We start from the raw sequence: 22049 nt of genomic DNA, 5'->3' as shown, positions 1-22049 counted from the left end.
GTCCGGTTGCCCTCCACGGGCATCGTGTTATTGTGTTAGTACCTGGGGCCCCGCCTTGACTGGGGCGCGCCGGCCGGTGCCGTCCCCGTCGATGAACGATATGAAGTTCGCCGTCCGCGGATTCCCGGTCGCCGCCACGGCGGTGAGCCGCCGGTACGAAGGGGTGTCGCGCGCGGTGCTGGAAGGTTTCGAATACGGCGCCGATATCGCCGATCCGGACGAGGTGGCCGCGCGGCTCGAGTGGGTGGATCCGCTGTATCGTAGCCTGGCCTACGAGGGCGCGGTCGCGGCGCTGGCGCTGCGGGATCTGCTGGCGTTCGGGCGCACCCGGCGCGCCGAGAGGTTCGTCCGCGGGCACGGCGAGCCGCATTCGATGATCGCCTACATCGGGTTCGGGCTGGTGATGTCGCGGCTGCCGCGCGCGCTGTGGCAGCGTGCGCTGCCGCGGTTCGACGCGAATCCGCTGCTGGCACACCTGACCTGGCTGGCGGTCGACGGCTACGCGTTCGACCGGGCCTTCTTCGATCCGAAGCGCTGGCTCATCGACCAGCGCCGCCCCCCGCGCTTTCCGTGGGAGGGATTCCCGGACTACTTCCCCCGTGCGTTCGATCAGGGCCTCGGCCGCGCCGTCGCCTTCTACCACGCGGGTGACTACGAGGCGATCGCGGTGTCCGCCAACAGTTTCGACGACGACCGGCGCGCGGATGTGTGGAGCGGCGTGGGGGTGGTGGCAGCCTATCTCGGGGGTCAGCCGCGCGCCCGATTGCAGACGCTGGTGCGTGCGGCGGGCGAGTACGCCCCGGATCTGGCCGTCGGTGCGGTCATGGGCATCAAGGCCAGGCAGCACGCCCGGTACGTGCCGGAGAACACCGAGCTGGCGGCCGATGTCGTGTGCGGCGGTTCGGTGGAGTCCATCGCCGCACTGGCCGAGACCTCGGCCGAACCGCCCGCGGAGCCGACGGGATCGCCCGGCTACGAGCTGTGGCGCACCCGGATACGGTCCGAATTCGCCGATCTCGCGGCGAGAACCGCATGACGGCCGAATTCGCCTCGCCCGCAACCGCTTCGGAGTGCGACCACATGCCGCCGCCCGAGGCGTTCGCCGTCGAGCGGCCGCGGCTGGACGTCTTCGGGGCGGTGGAGGCGCTGCGCATGGTCACCATCGCGGTGGTGCTGGGTGGTTATACCCTGCGCCGGATCGCCTGGCACGCAATCACATCCGGGTGGCGTTCACCGCGCATCTCGCGGCGCGCGGCGGCGGCCGAGGGGATCGTGGACGGATTCGAGCGGCTGGGTCCGATGTTCGTGAAACTCGGCCAGCTGATCGCCTCGTCCTCGGGGGCGTTTCCCCGCGAGTTGTCGCAGGCGTGCCTGCGGTGTCTCGACGATGTGCGCCCGTTTCCGGCGGCCACCGCGCGCCGCGTCGTGGAGCGCGAACTCGGCACCGGGATCGGCAACCTGTTCACCGCTTTCGACGACACCCCGCTGTCCGCCGGGTCGGTGGCGCAGGTGCACGCGTGCGTACTCCCCGACGGGCGGGAGGCGGTACTCAAGGTGCAGCGTCCCGGAATAGCCCGGCGGATGGTCGTGGACCTGCGCGCCGCCCTGCTGCTCGCACGGCTGCTCGAACGATGGTCGGAGCCCGCCCGGATCGCCAACACGGTCGGGGTCGTCCGCGATTTGTACGAGGTGACCGTGGCGGAGCTGAACTTCCTCGTCGAGGCGCGCCATCAGACCCGCATCGCGACCGGGCTCACCGCCTTCGGCGACAACAAGAACGTTGTTGTGCCCGAGGTGTATTGGCGGTATTGCGGTCGCACGGTGCTGTGCATGCAGCGGCTGTACGGGGTGCCCCTGGATCGATCCGACGCGGTCGCCGCCGCCCACGACGACCCCGAGATCATCATCCGGCGGCTGGTCAAGATGTGGCTGGAGGGGGTGTGCGTGCACGGGTTGTTCCACGGTGATGTGCACGCGGGCAACCTGTGGCTGCTCGACGACGGCCGCCTCGGCGTCCTGGACTTCGGCATCGTCGGCACGATGTCCGAGCCGTGGCGCAGGCTGGTGCGGGCGATGTTCTACGCCAGCGCGTTCGACGGCGATTTCACCCCCGTCGCCGCGGCCATGCGCGAACTCGACCTGTTCCCCGGCCAGAGCGGCGACGACGCGGCGATCGGAATGCAGCTGGCGATCGTGCTGGGCCCCATACTCTCCGGCGAACTGGCGAACCTCGACCTGAAGACGATCACCTCGCGGCTGCTCGATTTCGGCAAGGACCGCGGGGTGACGGGTCCGGAGCCGCTGATCCTGCTGGGCAAGCAACTCGGCTATTTCGAACGGTATGCCCTCACCCTGGCGCCCGGCTGGAAGCTGGGACGCGACCTGTACCTGCTGCGCAATATCTATCCCGACGAGGTCGCCGCCGAGGCCGCCGCCCGCGGAGTCGTCCTGCCCGCGGATTGATCCCCTTTTCGCGGCAAAGCCCTTGAACCGGAGTGGATGTCGGTAGTGTGCGTACTGCGTTCACTCGGCGGGAGGCCGGGACTCGAGCCATCGCGACCGGATCCAGGGCGGGGGCCGAAGAAGCCGAACACACGAGGTGATCGCCCGGGAGCGGCGGAACAGCCCGTCAAGGGCCTCTGACCGGTTGAGGACCGAAGGCCCGCGACATCCGTGCCGCATCGGAGAACACTGAGACGTGCTCATCGGGAGCACCGGGGGAATCTACAGCGTCGCAGCGGCCGTCCGTCTCCTGACGAGTATCGATTCGTCCAAGGGAGTCACGAAATGGGAGACAATCCTGGGTCGTCGCTGGCGTATGAGGATACGGCGGCGGCCACGGCCGTGGGCACGGCCGAAAAGTCTTGCGAGGACCTGATGTTCCGGTCGTCGAAGGACGTGCGCAACAGCTATGTCACCGGTATTCAGGCCTTCACGATCAAGCCGGTGGAGTACTCCGTGATCGACGATCTCGCCTTCTTCGAGGGCGACATCATGCTGGGGACGGCGGCGGAGCTCGACCGGATCCGGTACGAGATGGAAGGGGTGCCGCGCGATCGAATGTCGGTGAGCGGCAACGCCTCCGCCGACGCGCAGATCGCGCACGGCATCGGCATCACCGGGCAGCGCTACCGATGGCCGGGCGGCCTGGTGCCCTACACCACGGTGGCGTCGCTGCGCGATCGGGTGCGGGCAGCGCTCGCGCACTGGGAGCAGCACACGCGGATCCGGTTCGTCGAGCGCACCGCGGCCAATGCCGACCGGTACCCGAATTTCGTGTCCTTCGAGGTGCGCGACGGGTGCTGGTCGTCGGTCGGCATGCAAGGTGGGCAGCAGGTGATCTCGCTGGCCGCGGGGTGCGGCTTCGGCGCCGCCGTGCACGAGGTCGGGCATGCCGTCGGGCTGTGGCACGAGCAGAGCCGGGAGGATCGGGCCCGCAATGTGCGCATTCTGTGGGAGAACATTCAGGCCGGTCAGGAACACAACTTCAATCAGCACATCGTCGACGGCGACGATATCGGCGCCTACGACTTCGGGTCGCTCATGCACTACGGTCCGACCGCGTTCGGCATCGACGGGCGCACCACCATCGAGACCCTGCACGGTGAGACGATCGGGCAGCGAAACGGGTTGAGCGCCGGTGACATCGCCGCCGTGCGGGCGCTGTATCCGCAGCTGGAACCGAGCCGGTCCTGGAGCGCAACGCAATTCACCACCACCGTCGCCGCGAACTCCACGGCGCGGTTGTTCACCCACAGCTGGCCCGCGTACTGGTTCGTCGCCTGGACGTGTGTGCCGACCGCGCCGCCGGTCGACGGGCCCGCGCAGATCGAATGGCACGTGCAGCTGACCCGGCAGACCGACCGGCTGCTGAAGTATTTCGTCGAGATCCGGAACCTGCAGTCGTATCCGGTGACGGTCGAGGCGCGCTACGACGTCCTCGGCTGGAGCGACCGGTGGGCGTGAGCCGGGGAATCGGGAAGGAGACAACGATGCGAATCACCATCGAAACCGAGGTGTCGCCCGCGGCGGGGTCGGTCATGACCACCGCGGCCCGGGCCGGTGCGGGCGACGTGTACGACGCGGGCGGCAGCAGCGCCGTCGCGGCGGCCGACGCGATGGTCGGCGACAGCGCCAACGGCGGCCCGGCCGATATGGGAGCACCGCCCGCATGGCTGGTGCAGGAGATCGAGCGCGCCCGCGCGGGCGCCGACACCGGGTCGGCGGATGCCGGGCCGATGATGAACGACAAGGGGTAGCAATGCAATTCGGAACCCAGTTCACCGGAACGGTGAACGCAGGACAGACGCGCAGCTGGTTCACACACAGCTGGAATGCCGCGCAGAACGTGTCCTGGATGGTCGTGCCGACCGCACCCGCGGTCGACGGCGGCGCTCAGATCGAATGCAAGATCCGTAATACCCGGCAGGCCGCCAACCTCGTGAAGTGGTTCATCGAGGTCCGGAACGTGACCAACGTGCCGGTCACGTTCGAGGCGCGCTACGCCGTGCTGAACGGCTGACGGTGACGACGAGCGCCTCGGCCGTCGTGAGCGGTGAGATCGTGTTCGACGCGAGCGCCACGCCGCGGTCGGATGCGACCGTGCGCGTGACGATCTCCGATGTCGGCCGCGCCGATGCCGCGGCGGTCGAGGTCGCTCGTCTCGACCTCGCGGACGTCACGGTGAAACCGGGGGAGACCCTGCGCTTCGAGATCACCGTCGCCGCGGTCGATCCGCGCGCGCACTACCAGGTGCGGGTGCATGTCGACGCGACCGGCAGCGGAGCGGTGAAGTCCGGCGACCAGGTCTCGGTGGAGAGCATCCCGGTCCTCACCCGGGGGCATCCGGACCGCGTCCGGGTCCGGGTGCGGGAGGTTTGAGGGCGCTCAGGACAGGAATCGGCGCAGGACGCGGTTGCCGAAGCCGTGGCGGACGACCGCCTCCAGGCTGCGAATCGTCTTGTCGGAGTAGGGATACCAGAGGCTTTCGGCCTTGGTCTGCCACCGATCGATGAGGATCGGCTGGGCGTGGGTGAAGCCGCGCAGGGCGTCGGTGCCGTTGACGTGGCCGACCCCGCTGTTCTTGCGGCCGCCGAAGGGCGCCTCGGGGACCCCGTAGATGACGGCCGCGTCGTTGTGCACGACCGATCCGGTGGTGATCCGGGCCGCGATGCGCCGGGCCTTGGCGGCGTCCTTGGTGAAGACCGAGCCGCTGAGCCCGTAGCGGCTGTCGTTGGCGAGGCGGATGGCCTCCTCCTCGTCGCGCACCCGCATGATGGACGCCACCGGCCCGAACGTCTCCTCGGTCATCACCTCCATGTCGTGGGTGGCGCCGAGCACGACGGTGGGCTGGAAGTACAGGCCGTTGCCCGCGGCGGGGGCGCCGCCGACGACCACGTCGGCCCCCTTGGCCTTGGCGTCGTCGACATGCCGGGAGACCACGTCGATCTGGCGGTCCCAGAACAGCGGGCCCATATCGGTGTCGCCGCCGGGACCGTAGGTGACCGTCGCGGCGCGCTGTGAGACCAGCCGGATGAACTCGTCGGCCACGCTGTCCACCACGTAGATCCGTTCCACGCTCATGCACACCTGGCCGGTGTTGAACATGGACAGATACACCGCGCCCGCGGCGGCGCGTTCGAGATCGGCGTCGGCGCAGACGATCATGGCGTCCTTGCCGCCCAGCTCCAGCGTGCACGGGATCAGCCGCTGCGCGCACGCCGTGGCGATCTTGCGGCCGGTGCCCACGCTGCCGGTGAAGCACACCTTGTCGATATCCGAATTCACCAGCGCGGCACCGGTTTCGCCGTCGCCGTGCAGCACCTGGACCACATCGGCGGGCACACCGGCCTCGTGCAGTATCCGCACCACCCATTCGCCGGATCGTGGCGTCACCTCGGAAGGCTTGAGCACCACGGTGTTTCCGGCCAGCAGGGCCTGGACGACGGGATTGAGCGACAGGACGAACGGCCCGTTCCACGGGGTGATCACGCCGACCACGCCGAGCGGCTGGTAGTTGATGTAGAGCTTCTTCAGCGGCCGCAGGTAGCCGTGCAGCTTGCGGCGTTCCGGGCGCAGATCGCGGCGGGCGCGGCCGCTCCAGTAGGTGAGGAAGTCGCAGGAGGGCACGATCTCCACCGCCATGGCCTCCACCCGCGGCTTGCCGGTCTCGGCCTGCACTGTGTCCATGATCTCGTCGCGGCGCGCGACGAGCACATCCACCGCTCGACGCAGGATCCGGGCGCGCTCGGCGACATCCCGGGCGGCCCACTCCGGTTGCGCGGCGCGGGCGCGCGCGACCGCCTCGTCCACATCCGCCGCGGTGGCGACGTCGATTTCGTCGATGCGCTGCCGATCCACCGGACTGTCCAGGGTCAGCCGGCGGCGCCCGTCGGCGGCCGCGATCGAGTGGACGATGGCCATGATTCTCTCCTCCTCGAATTGGAACGTGTTCTATTATTACCGCACGGGGCGGGGTCGGGGGTGTAAACCGCCGCGAACAACTTCCTTGCATGTTCAGTTGCGTTACAGCGCCGGTTACCTGACGGGCATTTGTCCGTACAACTCGGGCGGCCAGGGTCGTGGCATGCCCGAACACCGGTATCAGACGATCGCCGACCAGCTCGAGAGCGAGATCGCGCAGCTGCGGCCCGGCACGCGGCTCGACAGCGAGCACGTGCTGATGAAGCGGTTCGGCGTGGGGCGGGCGGCGGCCCGCGCGGCGGTGCAGGAGCTCGAACGCCGGCTGCGGGTGCGCCGCGTGCAGGGTTCGGGGACGTTCGTCAGCTCGCCGATCGATTACGTCATCGCCCACGACCGCCGCCCCTCGTGGCATCACACCGTCCGTGCCGCCGGGGCGGTGCCGCGGTCGGTGGTGCTCGAACAGTCCGTGGCGCCGCTGCCCGCGGACTGCGCGCGGCGGCTGGAGGTACCGGAGGGGACGATCGCCCACCACATGACCCGGCTCAGCTTCATCGACGACGTCGTGGCCGCGCTCGGATCCGAGTGGATCCTGCACGCCGCGGCGCCGGAGCTGGCCGATGCGATGCGCGTGGAGGAATCCCTCGACGAGGTACTGCGGCAGATCGGCCATGTGCGCTCGGTGCGGTCGTGGTGCCGCGCCGCCTCCGACCTGCCGCCTGCCGACGTGCAGAAGACGCTGCGGCTGATCTCGCCGGTGCCGGTGTGGGTGGTCGAGAGCGTCAACCGGGACGCGGAGACCGGCCGCGCCCTCACATACAGCAAGGCCTGGATGCGCGGGGACGCCGTGCGGGTGGTGATGGAGATCGGTTCCGAGCCGTGTGCCGCGGCCGAGAACGCGATGGTGACGAAAGGGGTTGTCCAGCAATGAATGTGCACGCCTACAGCCGGGAGCGGGTGGCCGAGCTGCTCGCCGTCGCGGCGCCGAGCGACCTGATCGAACTCGCCGACGCCTGCCTGGCCGACGGTGCCGAGCCGACGGTGCTCACGGCGCCCGAGGTCGGCACCGTGGCCGCCCAGGTGCGCGAACCGATCGCCTACGACCGCTTCTTCCTCGGCGACGTGCTGGCCTGCCGGGCCGAGGTGGCACTCGCCGGGGCGCGCGGATGGGCCGTGCGGATGGGCGACGACCGCGCCGCGACGCTGGCCGCGGCGGTCTGCGATGCGGAGGTGCAGGCCGGGCGGCCCCAGGCCCGCGCCGTGCTCGAGCTGTGCGCCCGGGTCGAGCGCGACCGGCACGAGGCCGAACTCGCCGAATGGGATCGCCTGGCGCCCACCATCGTTCACTTCGAGGAGCTGACCTGATGACCGACACACGCGCGACGCTGGGCGCGGGGCTGAATCCCGTTCAGGCCCAACAGGTCTACCGAGCGGTGTTGGCGGCGTTCGCCCGGCCGGGTGTCGCGGTCTCGTTGCCCGCCACCGAGTTTCCCGCGGCGCTGCTGCCGGTCCTGGCGCTGGCCGACCTCGAGACCCGGATTCATCTGCTCGGCGGCGAGGAATGGGTCGAGTCCGTCGCGGTGGCGACCGGCGCTCCCGTGGCGGCGCTCGAGGCCGCCGCGTACGTCACCGCGCTGCGGCCCGTCACGGCCGCCGAACTGCGCGCCGTAGCCGTGGGCACCGCGCTGCGGCCGGAGGACGGGGCGACGGTGATCTGCGCGGTCGACGCGCTGCACGGCGGCCCGTCCGCGCTGCTCAGCGGGCCGGGTGTCCGGGAGTCGCTCGACTTCGCGCCCACCGTCGGCGCGGAGTTCTGGGCCGCCCGCCGGGAACTGACCGCGACCTTCCCCGCGGGCGTCGACCTGCTGTTCGTCGACGCCGCGGGTGATCTCGCCGGGGTGCCCCGCACCACCCTCGCCGAATTCGGAAAGGCCAACTGACATGGGATATTCGGGAGCACGCGGCGGACTCGACGCGGTCCTCGCCGCCGAGTCGCTGGTGCGCGGCGCCAGGGATGCCGATCCGGCCCCGCCGCTGACGACCGCGCAGATCACCGGCCGCATGCGGCTGGCCGTCGACCGGGTGATGGGGGAGGGCGGGCTCTACGACGAGGACACCGCCGCCGATGCCCTGCGCCAGGCGGAGGGGGACATCATCGAGGCCTCGCATCTGGTGCGCGCGCACGCGTCCACGCTGCCGCGGCTGGCCGTCAGCGAGCCGATCGATCCGGACGAGATGACCGTGCTGCGCCGCATCGTGCCCGCGCACCGCACGCCCGACGGTCCCCAATTGCTCGGCCGCACCAGCGATTACACCGGCCGCATGCTGGACCGCACAGCGGAACCGGCGCCCACCGCGGCCTCGTCCGGGGCCCCAAACACCACCGAACGCGCTGTCCGCCAACCGCATCCGCGCCGGTTCTCCGACATGCTGCGCGAGATGGACCTGCTGGTGGACCACCGGCCCGCGAACGGCCACCACACACCGCCGTTCGATATCGCCCGCCAACCCGCCCGCCCGCCCGCGCCGCGCTCGGCGACCCTGGCCGCCATGGCCCGCGCGGAGACCGGCGCCCTGGTCAACACGTGGTACCGCTCCATCCGCGGGCCCGAGGGCAATCTGCACGAGGTGACGCTGGGTGAGGTGCGCCACGGCCGGATGCCGGTGCGAATCCGGCACCCGCACACCGGAAATCCGGTGCGGATCGGCGATATTCGCGGCAGCGAATGCGAGGCGATCGAGGATCTCGACGGTGTCGACGAGGATCGCAGCCGCTTCGATATCGGCTACGGGCTGTGCTTCGGCCACAACGAGCGCAAGGCCATCGCGATGGCCAACCTCGACATCGCCTGCCGCCGCTTCGGCGATACCGACGGCCTGGAACAGGTGCTGCTGCTGACCACCGACGGCCTGGACTCGTGCGGCTTCCTCGAACATCTCAAGCTCCCGCACTACGTGACCTTCCGCTCCATGACCGACCGCAAGCGCGCGGTGCGCGGCGTCGACGGCGCGGTGGATCCCGTGGCCGAGCGGACGGCCGAACCCATCGGAAGGACCTGCTGATGACCGACGTGCTGACCACCACCGACCGCCCGGCCGGCGAAACATCCTCCACCACAGCACTGCTCACCGAGATCGACGCGGCGGCGACCCGGCGCGGCATTCTCGACGAGGGGTCGAAACGCGAAATCCGCCGCGCCACACTGACCGCGGTGTGCGTGCCCGGCTATCAGGTGCCGTTCGGCTCGCGCGAGATGCCGGTGGCGCGCGGCTGGGGCTCGGGCGGACTGCAGGTCACCCTCGGGCTGATCGGCGCCGAGGACACCGTCAAGGTCATCGACCAGGGCGACGACGACGGCGTCAACGCCACGAATCTGCGGCGGCTGATCGTGGCCAGCGAGGGGTGCGAGCAGACTCAGGACAGCCGCGAGGCCACCGTGGTGCAGAGCCGCCATCGGATTCCGGAGGAGCCCCTGGCCGCGGGCCAGACCCTGGTGCTGCAGGTGCCGGTCGCCGAACCGCTACGCGGAGTGCAGAAGTCGGTGGCCGAATGCGCCCGCATGCACGCCGAGGCCGACTACTCCATGATGTGGGTGAGCCTGTACGAGGACATCGTCCGCAACGGCGTGATCACCAAGAGCACCGGCTATCCCGTACTGGTCGACGGGCGCTACGTCATGATCACCACGCCGATCCCGCGCTGGGATGTGCCCCGCCTCGACGATTCCCCGCACCTGACGCTGTTCGGCGCGGGCCGGGAAAAGCGCATCTTCGCCGTCCCGCCCCACACCGACGTGCGGCCGCTGACCTTCGACGACGTGCCGTTCGAGGTGGAGGTCGCCGCCGACCCGCGCTGCGTGCGCTGCGGGAGTACCGACACCTTCCTGGTCGAGGCGCCGGGCGGGCGCGTGGCGTGCAGCGATATCGAGTGGTGCACAAGGACTCTCGACGGAGACGTCGACGCGGCCCGCCATGCCGCGCACGCTCCCCTGCGGTTCCTGCCCGATCCGGCGCGGCGAGCACGGGCGCGCCGGGACGCGTCACCGCGCGACCACGGCGCCGCCCCGCACGCCGCGGTCCCGGCGACCGAGCAGGGCTGGACGCTGGCGGCCCGCGGTGTCGGCAAGGTGCACGGTCCCGGCGGCGCGGCCGCCGTGCCGGGCACCGGCCCGCGGACCGGCACCGCGATCAGCCCGGCGACCGGCGCGGTCGTGGCGGCCTGGGACGTCGATTTCGATGTCGCCCCCGGCGAGGCGCTCGGGCTCATCGGGGAGTCCGGCTCCGGCAAGTCCACGGTGCTGCGCTGCCTGGTCGGCGACGAAAAGGCAACGGCCGGTTCGATGTTCCTCGCCTCGGTGGACGGCGGCCGCACCGACGTGTTCGGGCTCGACGCCGCGGCCCGGCGGGCACTGCGGGTCGACACGATCGGCCTGGTGCATCAGAACCCGGCCGACGGGTTGACGATGACCGTCTCCGCTGGCGGCAATGTCGCCGAACGGCTGACCGCCGCGGGCTGGCGCAACTATCACGAGATCCGGGACCGCGCGGCGTATCTGCTCGAGCAGGTGGAGGTGCCGCTGGCCCGCATGGACGACCCGGTGCACACCTTCTCCGGCGGCATGCGCCAGCGCGTGCAGATCGCCAAGGCGCTGGCCACCGACCCGCGCGTGCTGCTGCTGGACGAGCCGACCACCGGCCTGGACGCCTCGGTCGCGGCCGGGGTGCTCGATCTGCTGCGCAAGCTGCTCGCCGAGCGCGATACCGCGGCCGTCGTGGTCAGTCACGACTTCGCGGTCATCGAGGCGCTCACCGACCGCTGCCTGGTGATGAACGTCGGCCGCGTCGTCGAGCGCGGGCTCACCGATCAGCTGTTCCAGGATCCGCACCACCCCTACACTCAGCGGCTCGTCGCCGCGGCCCGGAGGTGACTCGAATGACAACCGCCCCACCCCCCGTACTGTCGGTGCGGGGACTGCACAAGACCTTCACGCTGCACACCATCGACGGCCGCACGGTGACCTCGCTGCGCGGCATCGACCTGGACGTCGCCGCGGGCGAGCACGTGGCCCTCGCGGGACCCAGCGGCGCCGGGAAGTCGAGCCTGCTGCGCTGCGTCTACCGCAGCTATCTGCCGGATGCGGGCACCGTGACACTCGCAACGGCCGCGGGGCCCGTGGATATCACCGCGCTCAGCGATCGCGAGATGGCCCGGCTGCGCGGCCGCGAGCTGGGCTATGTCTCCCAATTCCTTTCCGCGCCACCGCGAACCGGGCCGCTCGAGGTCGTGGCGGCGGCGGGACGGCGACGCGGGCTGGACCGCGCCGAGGCCCGCGACGCGGCCGCTGCGGCGCTGCGACGACTGGCCTTGGACGAAACGCTGTGGGACGTGGACTGCGGCGTGCTGTCCGGCGGCGAACGGCAGCGCGTGAACATCGCCGCCGGGACCGTGCACCCGCCGCGCCTGCTCCTGCTCGACGAACCGGTGTCGGCACTCGACCCGGCCAATCGCGATCGGGCACTGGACCTCATCGCCGCCCTGTCCGCCGACGGAGTGGCCGTGCTCGCGGTCTTCCACGACCTCGAGGCCATGCACCGCCTCGCCGACCGCGTCCTCCGCTTCAGCGAGGGGCTGGTCGCCGAGCACGGCAGCCCCGCCGAGGTGCTGGGGGTCGCGGCATGAACGCGATTCTGGACACCCTGGACCGGCCCGCCTGGTCGCTGCCGCAGTCGCCCCGCGACTACGTGCTGGGGCATGTGCGGGCGGTGCTACCGGACCGGGTGCTCGACGACGCCCGAATCGTGGTGCGGGACGGGCGGATCGCGGAGGTGGGGCCGAGCCGGGCCGGGACCGTGGCCGATGTCGACGGCGGCGGGCTGATGTGCCTGCCCGGCCTGGTCGACGTGCACTCCGACGGGCTGGAGCGCGAGCGGCTGCCGCGGCCGGGAGCCGAACTGCCGTGGCTGTTTTCGATGATGTCGTTCGAGGGCAAGCTGCGGGCGGCGGGGATCACCACGGTCTTCCACGGCGCCTCGTTCTCCAATCGGCAGACCGCCCGCGACAGGCGCAGCGTGCAGTCGGCGCTGGACATGTGCGAGGCGATCGCGGTCTGGAACGACCGGGAGACGGCGGGTCTGGTCGACCACCGGGTGCTGCACCGGCTGGACGTGCGCTGCGCGCCGGGCCTGGCGGCACTGACCGATCACGTCGAAAAGGCTTCGGGCCGAGGACAATTCACCTCGGACGTGCCCGCGGTCATCTCCCACGAGGACCACACGCCCGGCATCGGACAGTACGCGGACCGCACCTACTACGAGACCTACCTCGCCACCATGCAGGGTCTGTCCGCCGAGGAGGCCCGCGCGCAGGTCGACGAGATCGCCCGCGAACGCGCCGCGAACCTGGCGGTGCGCGAGGACTCCATGCGGTGGCTGGCCGGACAGGCCGCGACCGGCGTGGCGCGGATCTTCGGGCACGATCCGGAATCCGCGGCCGAGATCGCGGACCTGGCCGGGCGCGGCGGCGCGGTCGCGGAGTTCCCGACCACCGAGGAGGCGGCACGGGAGGCGCGGGCCCGGGGGATGGCGGTGATCATGGGCGGTCCCAACGTCCTGCGCGGCGGATCGCATTCGGGCAATGTGTCCGCGCAGACGCTGGCGCGCCTGGGGCTGGTGACGGCGCTGGCCTCGGACTATCTGCCGTCGGCGCTGCTCGCGGCCGTATTCATGCTGGCGGGCGATGCGACGTTGCCGCTGGCCCGGGCCGTATCCCTGGTCACCGCGGGACCGGCGGCGGCGGTCGGGCTCACCGATCGCGGCACCCTCGAACCGCAGCGGCGGGCCGATCTGATCCTCGTCGGCCTCGAGCACGAATGCCCGGTGGTGCGGGCGGTGCTGCGCGCGCACTGAACCGACAACCCACGGCACCCGCCCCCAGCCATTCCGCTGCGGTTAACCGCTGGTTGCCGTGCCGGACACGGCCGTCACGGACCGTCGTGGTGGCGGGGAACGGGCAACAAAGGAGTCAACGTCACATGGGTAGCAACATCTTCCGCTCCCTCGGGGTCGCCGCCGCGACCGCGGTCGCGGTGCTGGGCCTGACCGGCTGCGGTTCCAGCGCCGACAACACGAGCACCGGCGATCCGGACACGCTGGTGCTGGCCTCGATTCCCTCGGAGAACTCCGGCAGCCTGCAGCAGCAGTACCGGCTGGTGGCCGAGGTGATCGAGCGGGAGACCGGTCACAAGGTGCAGTTCCAGAACGCCACCGACTACGCCGGTGTGATCGAGGGCCAGCGCGCGGGCAAGGTGCAGATCGCCGGATACGGGCCGTTCTCCTACGCGATGGCCAAGGACAGCGGCGTGCCGACGACGGCGATCGCGGCGCCCGTCGACGCCGCCGACGCCAAACCCGGTTACGTCTCCTACGCGATCACCAAGGCGGGGTCACCCATCGCCTCGCTGGCCGATTTCCGCGGCAAGAAGGTCTGCTTCGTCGATCCCTCGTCGACCTCGGGCTACCTGTATCCGTCCGCGGGGCTGAAGGAGGCGGGCATCGATCCGGAGAAGGACGTCACCCCCGTGTTCGCCGGCGGGCACGATGCCTCGGTGCTGGCCGTGCTGAACGGTCAGTGCGACGCGGGGTTCGCCTACGACACCATCGTCGACAAGACGATGCCCGACAAGGGCCAGCTGAAGCCGGGCGATGTCGGGGTGATCTGGCGGTCGCCGACCATCCCCACCAGCCCCATCGCGATCAGCACCACGCTGTCGGCGCCGCTGCAGGACAAGCTGACCGCGATCTTCCGTGACCAGCTGAACATCCCGGCGCTGACGGCCGCCGGTCGCTGCTCCGGCGCGGACTGCGCGCTGCCCGACGGCGTGAAGTACGGCTATGTCCCCGTTCAGGATTCGCTCTACGACGGTGTCCGGCAGGTCTGCAAGGTCACCCGAGCGCAAGCCTGCAATTCCTGATCTGCCGGAGGAGAACGTCATGTCCGATCCGGACCGGGCGCTGGGCGCGACGATCGATCGCGTCCTGGCCCCCGCCGTCGTCTTCGACGGCGTCCACAAGAACTTCGGTCCGCGAGTGAGCGCGCTGGCGGACGTCTCGCTGCAGATCCACCCGGGTGAGGTGGTGGCACTGCTCGGCCAGTCCGGCTCGGGCAAGTCGACGCTGCTGCGGCTGGTCGACGGGCTGCACACCCCCGACGCCGGGGCGGTGACGGTCCTCGGCCGCGACGTCGCGGCGGCGGGCGGGCGGGAGCTGCGGGCGCTGCGCCGCCGGGTGGGCTTCGTATTCCAGCAGTTCCATCTGGTCGGCAGCATGTCCGTGCTGGAGAACGTGTGCACCGGCGCGCTGGGGTCGCTGCGCGGGCCGCGGCTGGGATTGTTCACCTACCCGAAGTCGGTGCGGCGGGCGGCGATGGAGCAGCTCGACCGCGTCGGCCTGGCCGACCGCCCGTTCCAGCGCGCCGACACCCTCTCCGGCGGCCAGCAGCAGCGCGTCGCGGTGGCGCGGGCGCTGGTGCAGCGGCCGCGGATCCTGCTGGCCGACGAGCCGGTGGCCTCGCTGGACCCGGAATCGGCCGCCCAGGTGATGGCGCTGATCTCCGCGATCGCCGCCGAGGACGACCTGACGGTGCTGTGCAGCCTGCACCAGGTCGAGCTGGCGCTGTCGTGGGGGCATCGGCTGGTCGGGCTGCGCGCCGGGCGCGTGGTCGTCGACAAGCCGATGTCGGCGATCGACCGGACCGAGACCATGTCCATCTACTCCACGGTGGCCGCCGCGGTCCCGCAGCCGGTGTGATCTCCGTGTCCGTGCTCGCACCCGAAAGACCCGAGCCCGCAAGGCCATTCGAATCACCGACGATTCCGCGGCCCTCGGCCACCGCGATCGGTGTCACCGCGGTGCTGGTGGCGTGGGCGGCGGCATCGGTGTGGTCGGTCGCGGCGCTGCGGCTCAATGTCGCGACCGTCGCCGACAGCCTCGGCAATGCCGCCGATTTCCTGTCCCGCGCGCTCCCACTGGATTTCCCGGCGCCCGGCGAGCTGGCGGCGATGACCGGGCAGACGCTGGCGATCGTCGCCTGCGCCACCCTGCTGAGCGTGCTGCTCAGTGTGCCGGTGGCGGTCGCGGCGGCGCGCAACACCACGCCCGGTGTGCCCGCGCGCTGGGGTGCGCGCGCGATCATCGTGGTGGCCAGGGCGATTCCCGATATCGTGCTGGCCATCGTGTTCCTGCGGCTGTTCGGGCTCGGCACCCTCGCCGGTGTGCTGGCCATGGGCATCCATTCGGTCGGCATGGTCGGCAAGCTGTACGGCGACGCGATCGAGGACACCGCGCCCGGCCCCCGCGACGCGCTGCGGGCGGCGGGCGCGGGGTGGGCGCAGCAGCTCACCGGCGCGGTGTTACCGCAGGCGCTGCCCGCGTTCGTCGCGACCGCGCTGCACCGCTTCGATATCAATCTGCGGACCTCGGTGCTGCTGGGGTATGTGGGCGTCGGCGGGCTCGGCATGGAACTGTCGATGGCGACGCGCACCATGCAGTACCGGCGGGCGCTGGCGTTGGCGCTGTTCGTGCTGGCGCTGTGCGTCGCGGTGGAGCTGCTGTCCGGGGCGGTGCGCCGCGCGCTGCTCGGCCCGGCGGCGACCGCCCGGCGCGGGCCGTGGCGCCGCTTCACCGCCTGGTTGCGGCGGGCCGACAACGGGTGGGCCACAGGCGAATCCGCGGGTGTCGCGCCCGACGGGCGGTACCGCATCAGCCCGCCGTGGACGGCCGGGCGGATACGCGGCGCCTGCTATGCCGCCGTCACGGTGGTGGTGCTTGTGGCCGCCGTGCGCGGAGCCGATCTGGAGCTGTCGCGGATCGGGGAGGGGCTGTCGACGCTGCCGCAGACGCTGGGCCTGTTCTTCCCGCCCGCGAGCGGCGGGATCTGGGGCGAGCTGGTCGATCAGCTGCTCGTCACGGTGCAGATCGCGCTTGCCGCAACGTTTCTCGGATTCCTGATCGCACTTCCGGTGGGCGCCTTCGCGGCTCGCAATGTCGCGCCGAGCCCGCGGGTGGCCCGGGCGTTCCGGATGGCCATCGTCACCGTGCGCGGCATCCCGGACCTGATTCTGGCGATCCTGTTCATCGTGATCACCGGACTGGGCGCGCAGGCCGGTGCGCTGGCCCTCGCCGTCGGGACCATCGGGTTGTTCGGCAAGCTGATCGCCGACTCCCTCGAGGAGACCGATGTGCGCGTGCAGCAGGCGGTCTCGGCCACCGGCGCCACCCGCGTGCAGGTCTTCGGCGCCGCGACACTGCGCCAGTGCGCGCCCGCGCTCATCGCGCACCTGTGCTATCAGCTCGACGTCAACATCCGCGCCGCCACCCTGCTCGGCGTGGTCGGCGCGGGCGGAATCGGCTTCTACCTCATCAACGCCACCAGGGTGCTGCAGTTCGACGTGGTCACCACGATCGTGCTGATGGTGTTCGCCGTGGTGATGGCGGTAGAGGGCGTGGCCATGTGGCTACGCCGCGCCACATCGTGAGGAGACACATGATCAGTACGAAATACATTGGGGAACACGCCGATACGGCGCTCCTTGCCGCGGCGGACGCCGCACTGGAGGCGTACGGGGAGGCGCTGGCGAACCATTCGCCCGCGCAGCTCGCGGCCGTGGCCATGGACGGCGCCGACGGCACCCCCACCATGCTGATCGACGTGCTGGTGGAGGAGGCCGTCATCGCGGCGGCCACCGCCGCCGGGGTGAACGTGCTGTCGGAGGAACGGGGCTGGATCGATGTCGGCTCCGCGGTCAGCCTGGTCATCGATCCCGTGGACGGGTCGGCCAACGCGGCGGCCGGGGTGCCGCTGGCGTGCTTCAGCGCCGCGGTCGCCGTCGACGGCGAGTTCACCGAGGCGATGACCGTCTGGCTGCACACCGGCGAGCGCTGGTGGGCGGCCGCCGGGCGCCCCGCCTTCGGCACGAGCGGGCGGCGATCGGTGGGGGAGTCGGCGGTGTCGATGCTGCGCCCGCACCCGCGCAATTGGGACGCTTGGTCGCGAGTTGCCCGGGCCGCCACCAGGATTCGCATCCTCAGCTGCAGCACCCTGGACGCCGCCCTGGTGGCGACGGGTGCCGTGGACGCCTTCGTCGACACGGGCAGCGATACGCATCGGCTGATGGATATCGCGGCGGCGACGGTCCTCGTAGGTGCCGCGGGCGGGGCGGTCGTGGACGCCTACGGCCGCCCGATCGCCTTCGATACCGACCTCACCCGCCGCTGGAGCGGGGTCGTGGCGGCCACCCCGGAACTCGCGGACGAACTGTGCGACCTCATTCGAGGGTGACGCACGCCGGAGGTCACCACACCTGGGGGACCAACCGGTAGCGCGTGTGACGGGCGTACTCGCCGTATCCCGGCAGGCTCTGCGTCAGCAACCGCTCCTCGTCGAAGATCCGCCACAGCATGATCGGCACCAGGGGCACGAAAACGACCAGCCCCCACCAGGATCCGAGCGCGATCGGCATCGCGATCTGATACAGCAGCGAGCCCGTGTACATCGGGTGCCGGACCAGCGCGTACGGCCCGGTGGACACCACCCGCTGATCGGCCGCCACCTTGATCGTCGCCGCGGTGAACGAGTTCTCCCGGAACACCAGGAACACGATCAGCATGCCGAGCGCGATCACCACATCGGCCACGACACTCAGCCAGGCGGGCACCGACGACCAACCGAAGCGGTGATCCAGCCCGGGCACGACCAGCAGCGCGAAGAAGGCCAGGGACGCCACGGACATGATGATCCGCTGACTGGCCCTGGTCTCGGCCGTCGGCCCGGCCGACATCCGCCGCTCCAGCAGCGCGCGGTCGTGGCGGATGAGATACAGCATGATCAGCACCCCGGACCCGCCGAATACCGCCAGGAAGGCCCACGCCTGCCAATAACTCAGGGTCCAGGCCGACAGAAAAGCCAAGGCACCCAGCCCGGCCAGCAGTGCCGCCAGCGAGCCGAACGACTTCACATAGACGTTGCTCATGACCACTCCGTTCATCCGTCGAACCACAGGCGCAGCGTCGCCTCGTCGTGGCCCTCGAGCGATCCGGCGGGCAGGCCGAGAAGTCGTTCGAGGGCGGCCAGATTCGCCGCGTTGGCGCGCAGCACGGCATCGAAGGAGATCTCCCCGCCGCGGCGGGCGAAGAACAGGTCGGTGCCGGTCTCCTGGAATCCGTACAGCATCGACGCCATGACGATCGCGGTCTCCTCCGGCTCGACGGCGGCGAACGCGCCCTCGTCGACGCCCTGCGCGACGAGCGCCGACAGCACCGGCCGCAGCCGCCGTGCCCCGCTGCGCCGCACCTGTTCGCGCACGATCGCGTTGTCGTCCGAGCGCCAGGTCTCCAATACCGCCAGTACCAGGTCGCGGCGGGTGCCGGTGTAGTCGGCCAGGCCGGTGAACACGGCCTGTAGCTTCTGCAGTGCGGTGCGCGACGGATCCTCGAGCATCGGGGTCAGGCCCGCCACCGCGGCCTCGGTCATGCGGTCGCTGACGGCCACCAGCAGCGCCCGCTTGGAATCGAAGTAGTGGTAGAACGACCCCTTGGACGCCCCGAGCTCGTCGAGCACGTCCTGCACGCTCATCTGCTCGTAGCCCTTGGTCCGGATCAGGCGCGTGGCCGCCTCGACGAACGCCTCCCGCCGAACCGTCTGTGCCGCCCTGACCGTGCGCGCCATACCTCCGACGATAACAGACCAACGGTCGGTCTGCTAGTGGGATCGATACGGACACCCACCGCCGCAACGGGTTTCCGCCGGGTGCGGCGTGGTTATGGTGAAAAGGTGAACGTTGAGGTGACCCCGCTGCCGGGCATCGGGGTGCGCAAGGAGTTCCCGCTGGGGAACGCGCGACGGCGGGTGGGGGTGATCGATCGTCGGGACGGCACCATCGATCTCATCGTCGGCAAACCCGGGAATCCGGATGCGTCCGAGCAGATTCCGCTGACCGCGGAGGAAGCGGCGGCGCTGGCCACTCTGCTCGGGGCACCGCAGCTGGTGGCGCAGCTGCGGGAGGAGCACAGCGCGCTGGACGGGGTGACGACCCGCGAACTCCCCGTTCGCGACGGCTCGCCGTATGCCGGTCGGCCGCTGGGGGATACCCGGATGCGCACCCGCACGAAGACCTCGATCGTCGCGGTGGTGCGCTGCGGGCATGCCATTCCCTCGCCGGGTCCCGACTTCACCTTCGCCGCGGGCGATGTGCTGGTTGCCGTCGGCACCGGCGACGGGTTGGACGCCGCGGCGCGTATTCTCACCGACGGCTGATCCGGCTCGAGATCAGTTGTCCGCCACCAGGTCCGAGACGATCGCCTCGACGCGGCCACGGATGTGCGGGGCGTAATCGGGATGCGTGGTGGCGTAGAGCCGGTCGGCCTCGACCGCCTCCAGGATGATCCGCGCGGCCCGCTCGGTGGGCATCGGATGGCCGGTCATCTCCGCGATGGCCGCGAATACCGGCGCCATGTGTTCGCGCTGCTGCGCGGTGAGTTCGGTCGGCCAGGCCCGAGGCCGGGAATTCGCCGCGATGCCGCGCGTCGAGGCCGAATCAGCTTGTGCCAGAGGGCATTCATGGCCTGCCGCGGCTCCATGCCCGCGAGGCGAGCAGGCGCATGCCGTTGAGTCCGACGATCACCGTGGACCCCTCGTGTCCCGCGACGCCGAGGGGGAGCGGCAGGTGACCGGCGAGATCCCAGACGACGAGCACGGTGATGAAGCTCGCGGCGATCACGAGATTGGCCACCACGACGCGCTCGGCCCGGCGCGACAGGGCGATCACCGCCGGGAGGGTGGTGAGGTCGTCGCGCACGATCACCGCGTCCGCGGTCTCGAGCGCGAGGTCGGATCCGGTGCGGCCCATGGCGATTCCGGTATGGGCGGCGGCCAGGGCGGGAGCGTCGTTGACGCCGTCGCCGACGAGGGCGACCCGGTGCCCGTCGGCCTCGAGCGCGGCGACGGCGGTGACCTTGTCCTCGGGGAGCAGTCCGGCGCGGACGTCGCGAATTCCCACCTGTCCGGCGAGTGCCGTGGCCGCGCGGGCATTGTCGCCGGTCAGCAGCACCGGCGGCGTCCCGGTCAGCCGGGTCAGCGCCGATACCGTGTCCGCGGCCGCCGGTCGCAACCGATCGGCGGCGACGAGCACACCCGCCGGTTCGCCGTCCACCAGCACGACCACCGCGGTCTCGCCCCGCGATTCCGCCTCGGCGACAAGGGTTTCCAGTGCTTCGCGGTCCGAACTGTCCGCCACGGTGGCGGTCGGGCGGCCGACGCGAATCTCCCGGCCGTCGACGACCGCGCGGACCCCGCGGCCGGGCATCGACTCGAATCCGCTCGTCGCGGGGATGTCCAGGCCGCGCTGGCGCGCCGCGGCCACGACGGCGCGGGCGATGGGGTGCTCGCTGGAGTGCTCGGCCGCGGCCGCCAGCCCGAGCACCCGGTCGGCGTCGGCATCACCGAGCGGATGGACGCCGACCAGGTGCGGTTCGCCGTGGGTGAGCGTGCCCGTCTTGTCGAATGCCACGGCGGTGACCGTGCCGAGCTGTTCCATCACGATCGCCGATTTCACCAGCACGCCGTGCCGGCCGGCGGTGGCCATGGCGGCCAGCAGCGGCGGCATGGTGGCCAGGACGACCGCGCACGGCGAGGCCACGATCATGAACGTCATGGCCCGCAACAGCGCCGAGTGCAGGTCCGCACCGAATGCCAAGGGCACGAACAGGACCGCGAGCGTGGCGGCGACGACCACACCCGAGTACCACTGCTCGATCTTCTCGATGAACAGTTGCGCCTTGGCCTTGGTGGCCGAGGCCCGCTCGACCATGGCGACGATCCGGGCCACGACGGTGTCGGCGGCGGCCCGCTCGACCCGCACCCGGAGCACGCCGGTGCCGTTGACGGTGCCCGCGAACACCTCGTCGCCGGGTGCCTTCGGTACGGGCAGCGGTTCGCCGGTGATCGAGGCCTGATCGACGTCGCTGCCGCCGGATTCGACCGTGCCGTCGGCCCCGATCCGCTCCCCGGGCCGCACCACGATCACCGCGCCCGGCGTCAGATCCGCGGCGTCGACGATCCGTTCGTGACCCCGGTCGTCGAGCACCGTCGCCCGATCGGGGGCCAGGTCGAGCAGGCTGCGCACGGAGTCGGCGGTGCGCTGGGTCAGGACCGCCTCCAGCGCGCCCGATGTCGCGAAGATGACGATCAGCAGCGCACCGTCGAACACCTGCCCGATCGCGGCGGCCCCGATCGCGGCCACGATCATCAGCAGATCCACGTCGAGGGTCCGGTCCCGCAGCGCACGCAGTCCCGCCAGCGCCGGTTCCCACCCGCCGCTGACATAGCAGGCCAGATACGCCGACCACCACATCCACGCGGGCGCGCCCGCCCACTGCGCGGCCACTCCGGCGACGAACAGCCCGGTCGCGGCCGCGGCCCAGCGCACCTCCGGCAGCGCCAGCGCCCGGGTGCGGCCGTTCGGCGCGCGGCGCGTCGCGTCCGCGGCCCGCGGTCGATCCATGAGGGATGCGGTCATACCGGACTCCGTTCTCGAACCACCAAATAGGAATACATGAAGACGTCTTCATGTAATCAC

23 protein-coding genes are annotated in these 22049 nt (G+C 70.9%); 18 read left to right on the top strand and 5 right to left on the bottom strand.

The genetic code is table 11. The features are described 5' to 3' along the window. Positions 1 to 76: 76 nt before the first annotated feature. The 6 genes from QH290_RS25315 to QH290_RS25290 all read left to right on the top strand — a co-directional run bounded on the left by QH290_RS25315 (position 77) and on the right by QH290_RS25290 (position 4881). Positions 77 to 1036, top strand: a complete 960-nt coding sequence (locus QH290_RS25315) for a DUF1702 family protein (protein ID WP_280385594.1) — start codon at positions 77 to 79, stop codon at positions 1034 to 1036. Next, positions 1033 to 2463 carry an ABC1 kinase family protein gene (locus QH290_RS25310; protein WP_280385588.1) on the top strand — a complete coding sequence of 477 codons (1431 nt, stop codon included), beginning with the start codon at positions 1033 to 1035 and terminating at the stop codon, positions 2461 to 2463. Before QH290_RS25315 ends, QH290_RS25310 begins: the two co-directional genes overlap by 4 nt. Before the next feature lie 324 nt (positions 2464 to 2787). Then, the gene (locus tag QH290_RS25305; protein ID WP_280385586.1) at positions 2788 to 3966 is read left to right on the top strand and encodes a M12 family metallopeptidase; all 1179 of its coding nucleotides are present in this window, start codon (positions 2788 to 2790) and stop codon (positions 3964 to 3966) included. 26 nt (positions 3967 to 3992) lie between these two features. Further along, on the top strand, positions 3993 to 4259 hold the full coding sequence (locus QH290_RS25300) for a hypothetical protein (RefSeq protein ID WP_280385584.1): 267 nt from the start codon (positions 3993 to 3995) through the stop codon (positions 4257 to 4259). A 2-nt stretch (positions 4260 to 4261) separates the two neighbouring features. After that, positions 4262 to 4522 carry a hypothetical protein gene (locus QH290_RS25295; protein ID WP_280263356.1) on the top strand — a complete coding sequence of 87 codons (261 nt, stop codon included), beginning with the start codon at positions 4262 to 4264 and terminating at the stop codon, positions 4520 to 4522. 2 nt (positions 4523 to 4524) lie between these two features. Then, complete coding sequence (locus QH290_RS25290; protein ID WP_280385582.1) at positions 4525 to 4881, top strand: YbaY family lipoprotein; 357 nt, start codon at positions 4525 to 4527, stop codon at positions 4879 to 4881. Positions 4882 to 4887: 6 nt separating this feature from the next. On the opposite strand, the gene QH290_RS25285 is transcribed toward QH290_RS25290, so the two are convergent. Beyond that, positions 4888 to 6423: an aldehyde dehydrogenase family protein gene (locus tag QH290_RS25285; RefSeq protein ID WP_280263360.1), complete on the bottom strand. Its 1536-nt coding sequence runs from the start codon at positions 6421 to 6423 to the stop codon at positions 4888 to 4890. Positions 6424 to 6586: 163 nt separating this feature from the next. Between QH290_RS25285 and QH290_RS25280 the strand changes: the two genes are divergently transcribed. The 11 genes from QH290_RS25280 (at position 6587) to QH290_RS25230 (ending at position 17755) form a co-directional block, all read left to right on the top strand. Beyond that, positions 6587 to 7351, top strand: a complete 765-nt coding sequence (locus QH290_RS25280; RefSeq protein WP_280263362.1) for a GntR family transcriptional regulator — start codon at positions 6587 to 6589, stop codon at positions 7349 to 7351. Then, the gene (locus QH290_RS25275; protein WP_280263364.1) at positions 7348 to 7785 is read left to right on the top strand and encodes a phosphonate C-P lyase system protein PhnG; all 438 of its coding nucleotides are present in this window, start codon (positions 7348 to 7350) and stop codon (positions 7783 to 7785) included. The genes QH290_RS25280 and QH290_RS25275 overlap by 4 nt, the downstream gene beginning before the upstream one ends. Beyond that, positions 7785 to 8360, top strand: a complete 576-nt coding sequence (gene phnH, locus QH290_RS25270; protein WP_280385580.1) for a phosphonate C-P lyase system protein PhnH — start codon at positions 7785 to 7787, stop codon at positions 8358 to 8360. Before QH290_RS25275 ends, phnH begins: the two co-directional genes overlap by 1 nt. 1 nt (position 8361) lies before the next feature. Beyond that, on the top strand, positions 8362 to 9483 hold the full coding sequence (locus QH290_RS25265) for a carbon-phosphorus lyase complex subunit PhnI (protein WP_280263368.1): 1122 nt from the start codon (positions 8362 to 8364) through the stop codon (positions 9481 to 9483). Then, positions 9483 to 11348, top strand: coding sequence for an alpha-D-ribose 1-methylphosphonate 5-phosphate C-P-lyase PhnJ (locus tag QH290_RS25260; RefSeq protein ID WP_280385578.1), 1866 nt, complete (start codon positions 9483 to 9485; stop codon positions 11346 to 11348). Before QH290_RS25265 ends, QH290_RS25260 begins: the two co-directional genes overlap by 1 nt. Positions 11349 to 11353: 5 nt before the next feature. Then, positions 11354 to 12100: an ATP-binding cassette domain-containing protein gene (locus tag QH290_RS25255; protein WP_280385576.1), complete on the top strand. Its 747-nt coding sequence runs from the start codon at positions 11354 to 11356 to the stop codon at positions 12098 to 12100. Beyond that, positions 12097 to 13326, top strand: coding sequence for an alpha-D-ribose 1-methylphosphonate 5-triphosphate diphosphatase (locus QH290_RS25250; protein WP_280385574.1), 1230 nt, complete (start codon positions 12097 to 12099; stop codon positions 13324 to 13326). Before QH290_RS25255 ends, QH290_RS25250 begins: the two co-directional genes overlap by 4 nt. Before the next feature lie 125 nt (positions 13327 to 13451). Further along, entirely contained in the window at positions 13452 to 14390 is a 939-nt protein-coding gene (locus tag QH290_RS25245) for a phosphate/phosphite/phosphonate ABC transporter substrate-binding protein (RefSeq protein WP_280263377.1), read from the top strand. 19 nt (positions 14391 to 14409) lie between these two features. Further along, positions 14410 to 15225: a phosphonate ABC transporter ATP-binding protein gene (phnC, locus tag QH290_RS25240; RefSeq protein ID WP_280385572.1), complete on the top strand. Its 816-nt coding sequence runs from the start codon at positions 14410 to 14412 to the stop codon at positions 15223 to 15225. Positions 15226 to 15230: 5 nt separating this feature from the next. After that, on the top strand, positions 15231 to 16952 hold the full coding sequence (gene phnE / locus QH290_RS25235) for a phosphonate ABC transporter, permease protein PhnE (RefSeq protein ID WP_280385569.1): 1722 nt from the start codon (positions 15231 to 15233) through the stop codon (positions 16950 to 16952). Positions 16953 to 16960: 8 nt separating this feature from the next. Further along, positions 16961 to 17755 (top strand): inositol monophosphatase family protein, encoded by a 795-nt coding sequence (locus QH290_RS25230; RefSeq protein ID WP_280385567.1) that lies wholly within the window; start codon positions 16961 to 16963, stop codon positions 17753 to 17755. Between the two features lie 13 nt (positions 17756 to 17768). Here QH290_RS25230 and QH290_RS25225 read toward each other — a convergent pair whose 3' ends face one another. Continuing rightward, complete coding sequence (locus QH290_RS25225) at positions 17769 to 18446, bottom strand: methyltransferase family protein (protein ID WP_280263385.1); 678 nt, start codon at positions 18444 to 18446, stop codon at positions 17769 to 17771. Between the two features lie 11 nt (positions 18447 to 18457). Further along, complete coding sequence (locus tag QH290_RS25220) at positions 18458 to 19141, bottom strand: TetR/AcrR family transcriptional regulator (protein WP_280263387.1); 684 nt, start codon at positions 19139 to 19141, stop codon at positions 18458 to 18460. Between the two features lie 105 nt (positions 19142 to 19246). Between QH290_RS25220 and QH290_RS25215 the strand changes: the two genes are divergently transcribed. Next, positions 19247 to 19729, top strand: coding sequence for a cation:proton antiporter regulatory subunit (locus QH290_RS25215; RefSeq protein WP_280263389.1), 483 nt, complete (start codon positions 19247 to 19249; stop codon positions 19727 to 19729). Between the two features lie 12 nt (positions 19730 to 19741). On the opposite strand, the gene QH290_RS25210 is transcribed toward QH290_RS25215, so the two are convergent. Continuing rightward, complete coding sequence (locus tag QH290_RS25210) at positions 19742 to 19927, bottom strand: hypothetical protein (protein ID WP_280385565.1); 186 nt, start codon at positions 19925 to 19927, stop codon at positions 19742 to 19744. Between the two features lie 103 nt (positions 19928 to 20030). Next, the gene (locus QH290_RS25205) at positions 20031 to 21989 is read right to left on the bottom strand and encodes a heavy metal translocating P-type ATPase (RefSeq protein WP_425303651.1); all 1959 of its coding nucleotides are present in this window, start codon (positions 21987 to 21989) and stop codon (positions 20031 to 20033) included. Between the last annotated feature and the right edge of the window lie 60 nt (positions 21990 to 22049).

This window comes from Nocardia wallacei (assembly GCF_029869545.1).
Classification (GTDB): Bacteria; Actinomycetota; Actinomycetes; order Mycobacteriales; family Mycobacteriaceae; genus Nocardia; species Nocardia wallacei_A.
The sequence above is the reverse complement of the archived record's forward strand: the minus strand, read 5'-3'. Positions and strand labels throughout refer to the sequence as shown.

Excerpts from the sequence above, each read along its gene's own strand:
- QH290_RS25210 (WP_280385565.1), bottom strand. The coding sequence starts at position 19,927 with ATGGCGCCGGTATTCGCGGCCATCGCGGAGATGACCGGCCATCCGATG.
- phnH (WP_280385580.1), top strand. The coding sequence starts at position 7,785 with ATGACCGACACACGCGCGACGCTGGGCGCGGGGCTGAATCCCGTTCAG.
- QH290_RS25295 (WP_280263356.1), top strand. The coding sequence starts at position 4,262 with ATGCAATTCGGAACCCAGTTCACCGGAACGGTGAACGCAGGACAGACG.
- QH290_RS25280 (WP_280263362.1), top strand. The coding sequence starts at position 6,587 with ATGCCCGAACACCGGTATCAGACGATCGCCGACCAGCTCGAGAGCGAG.
- QH290_RS25245 (WP_280263377.1), top strand. The coding sequence starts at position 13,452 with ATGGGTAGCAACATCTTCCGCTCCCTCGGGGTCGCCGCCGCGACCGCG.
- QH290_RS25310 (WP_280385588.1), top strand. The coding sequence starts at position 1,033 with ATGACGGCCGAATTCGCCTCGCCCGCAACCGCTTCGGAGTGCGACCAC.
- QH290_RS25275 (WP_280263364.1), top strand. The coding sequence starts at position 7,348 with ATGAATGTGCACGCCTACAGCCGGGAGCGGGTGGCCGAGCTGCTCGCC.
- QH290_RS25260 (WP_280385578.1), top strand. The coding sequence starts at position 9,483 with ATGACCGACGTGCTGACCACCACCGACCGCCCGGCCGGCGAAACATCC.
- QH290_RS25265 (WP_280263368.1), top strand. The coding sequence starts at position 8,362 with ATGGGATATTCGGGAGCACGCGGCGGACTCGACGCGGTCCTCGCCGCC.
- QH290_RS25230 (WP_280385567.1), top strand. The coding sequence starts at position 16,961 with ATGATCAGTACGAAATACATTGGGGAACACGCCGATACGGCGCTCCTT.
- QH290_RS25305 (WP_280385586.1), top strand. The coding sequence starts at position 2,788 with ATGGGAGACAATCCTGGGTCGTCGCTGGCGTATGAGGATACGGCGGCG.
- QH290_RS25225 (WP_280263385.1), bottom strand. The coding sequence starts at position 18,446 with ATGAGCAACGTCTATGTGAAGTCGTTCGGCTCGCTGGCGGCACTGCTG.
- QH290_RS25285 (WP_280263360.1), bottom strand. The coding sequence starts at position 6,423 with ATGGCCATCGTCCACTCGATCGCGGCCGCCGACGGGCGCCGCCGGCTG.
- QH290_RS25220 (WP_280263387.1), bottom strand. The coding sequence starts at position 19,141 with ATGGCGCGCACGGTCAGGGCGGCACAGACGGTTCGGCGGGAGGCGTTC.
- QH290_RS25300 (WP_280385584.1), top strand. The coding sequence starts at position 3,993 with ATGCGAATCACCATCGAAACCGAGGTGTCGCCCGCGGCGGGGTCGGTC.
- QH290_RS25250 (WP_280385574.1), top strand. The coding sequence starts at position 12,097 with ATGAACGCGATTCTGGACACCCTGGACCGGCCCGCCTGGTCGCTGCCG.
- QH290_RS25255 (WP_280385576.1), top strand. The coding sequence starts at position 11,354 with ATGACAACCGCCCCACCCCCCGTACTGTCGGTGCGGGGACTGCACAAG.
- phnC (WP_280385572.1), top strand. The coding sequence starts at position 14,410 with ATGTCCGATCCGGACCGGGCGCTGGGCGCGACGATCGATCGCGTCCTG.
- QH290_RS25205 (WP_425303651.1), bottom strand. The coding sequence starts at position 21,989 with ATGACCGCATCCCTCATGGATCGACCGCGGGCCGCGGACGCGACGCGC.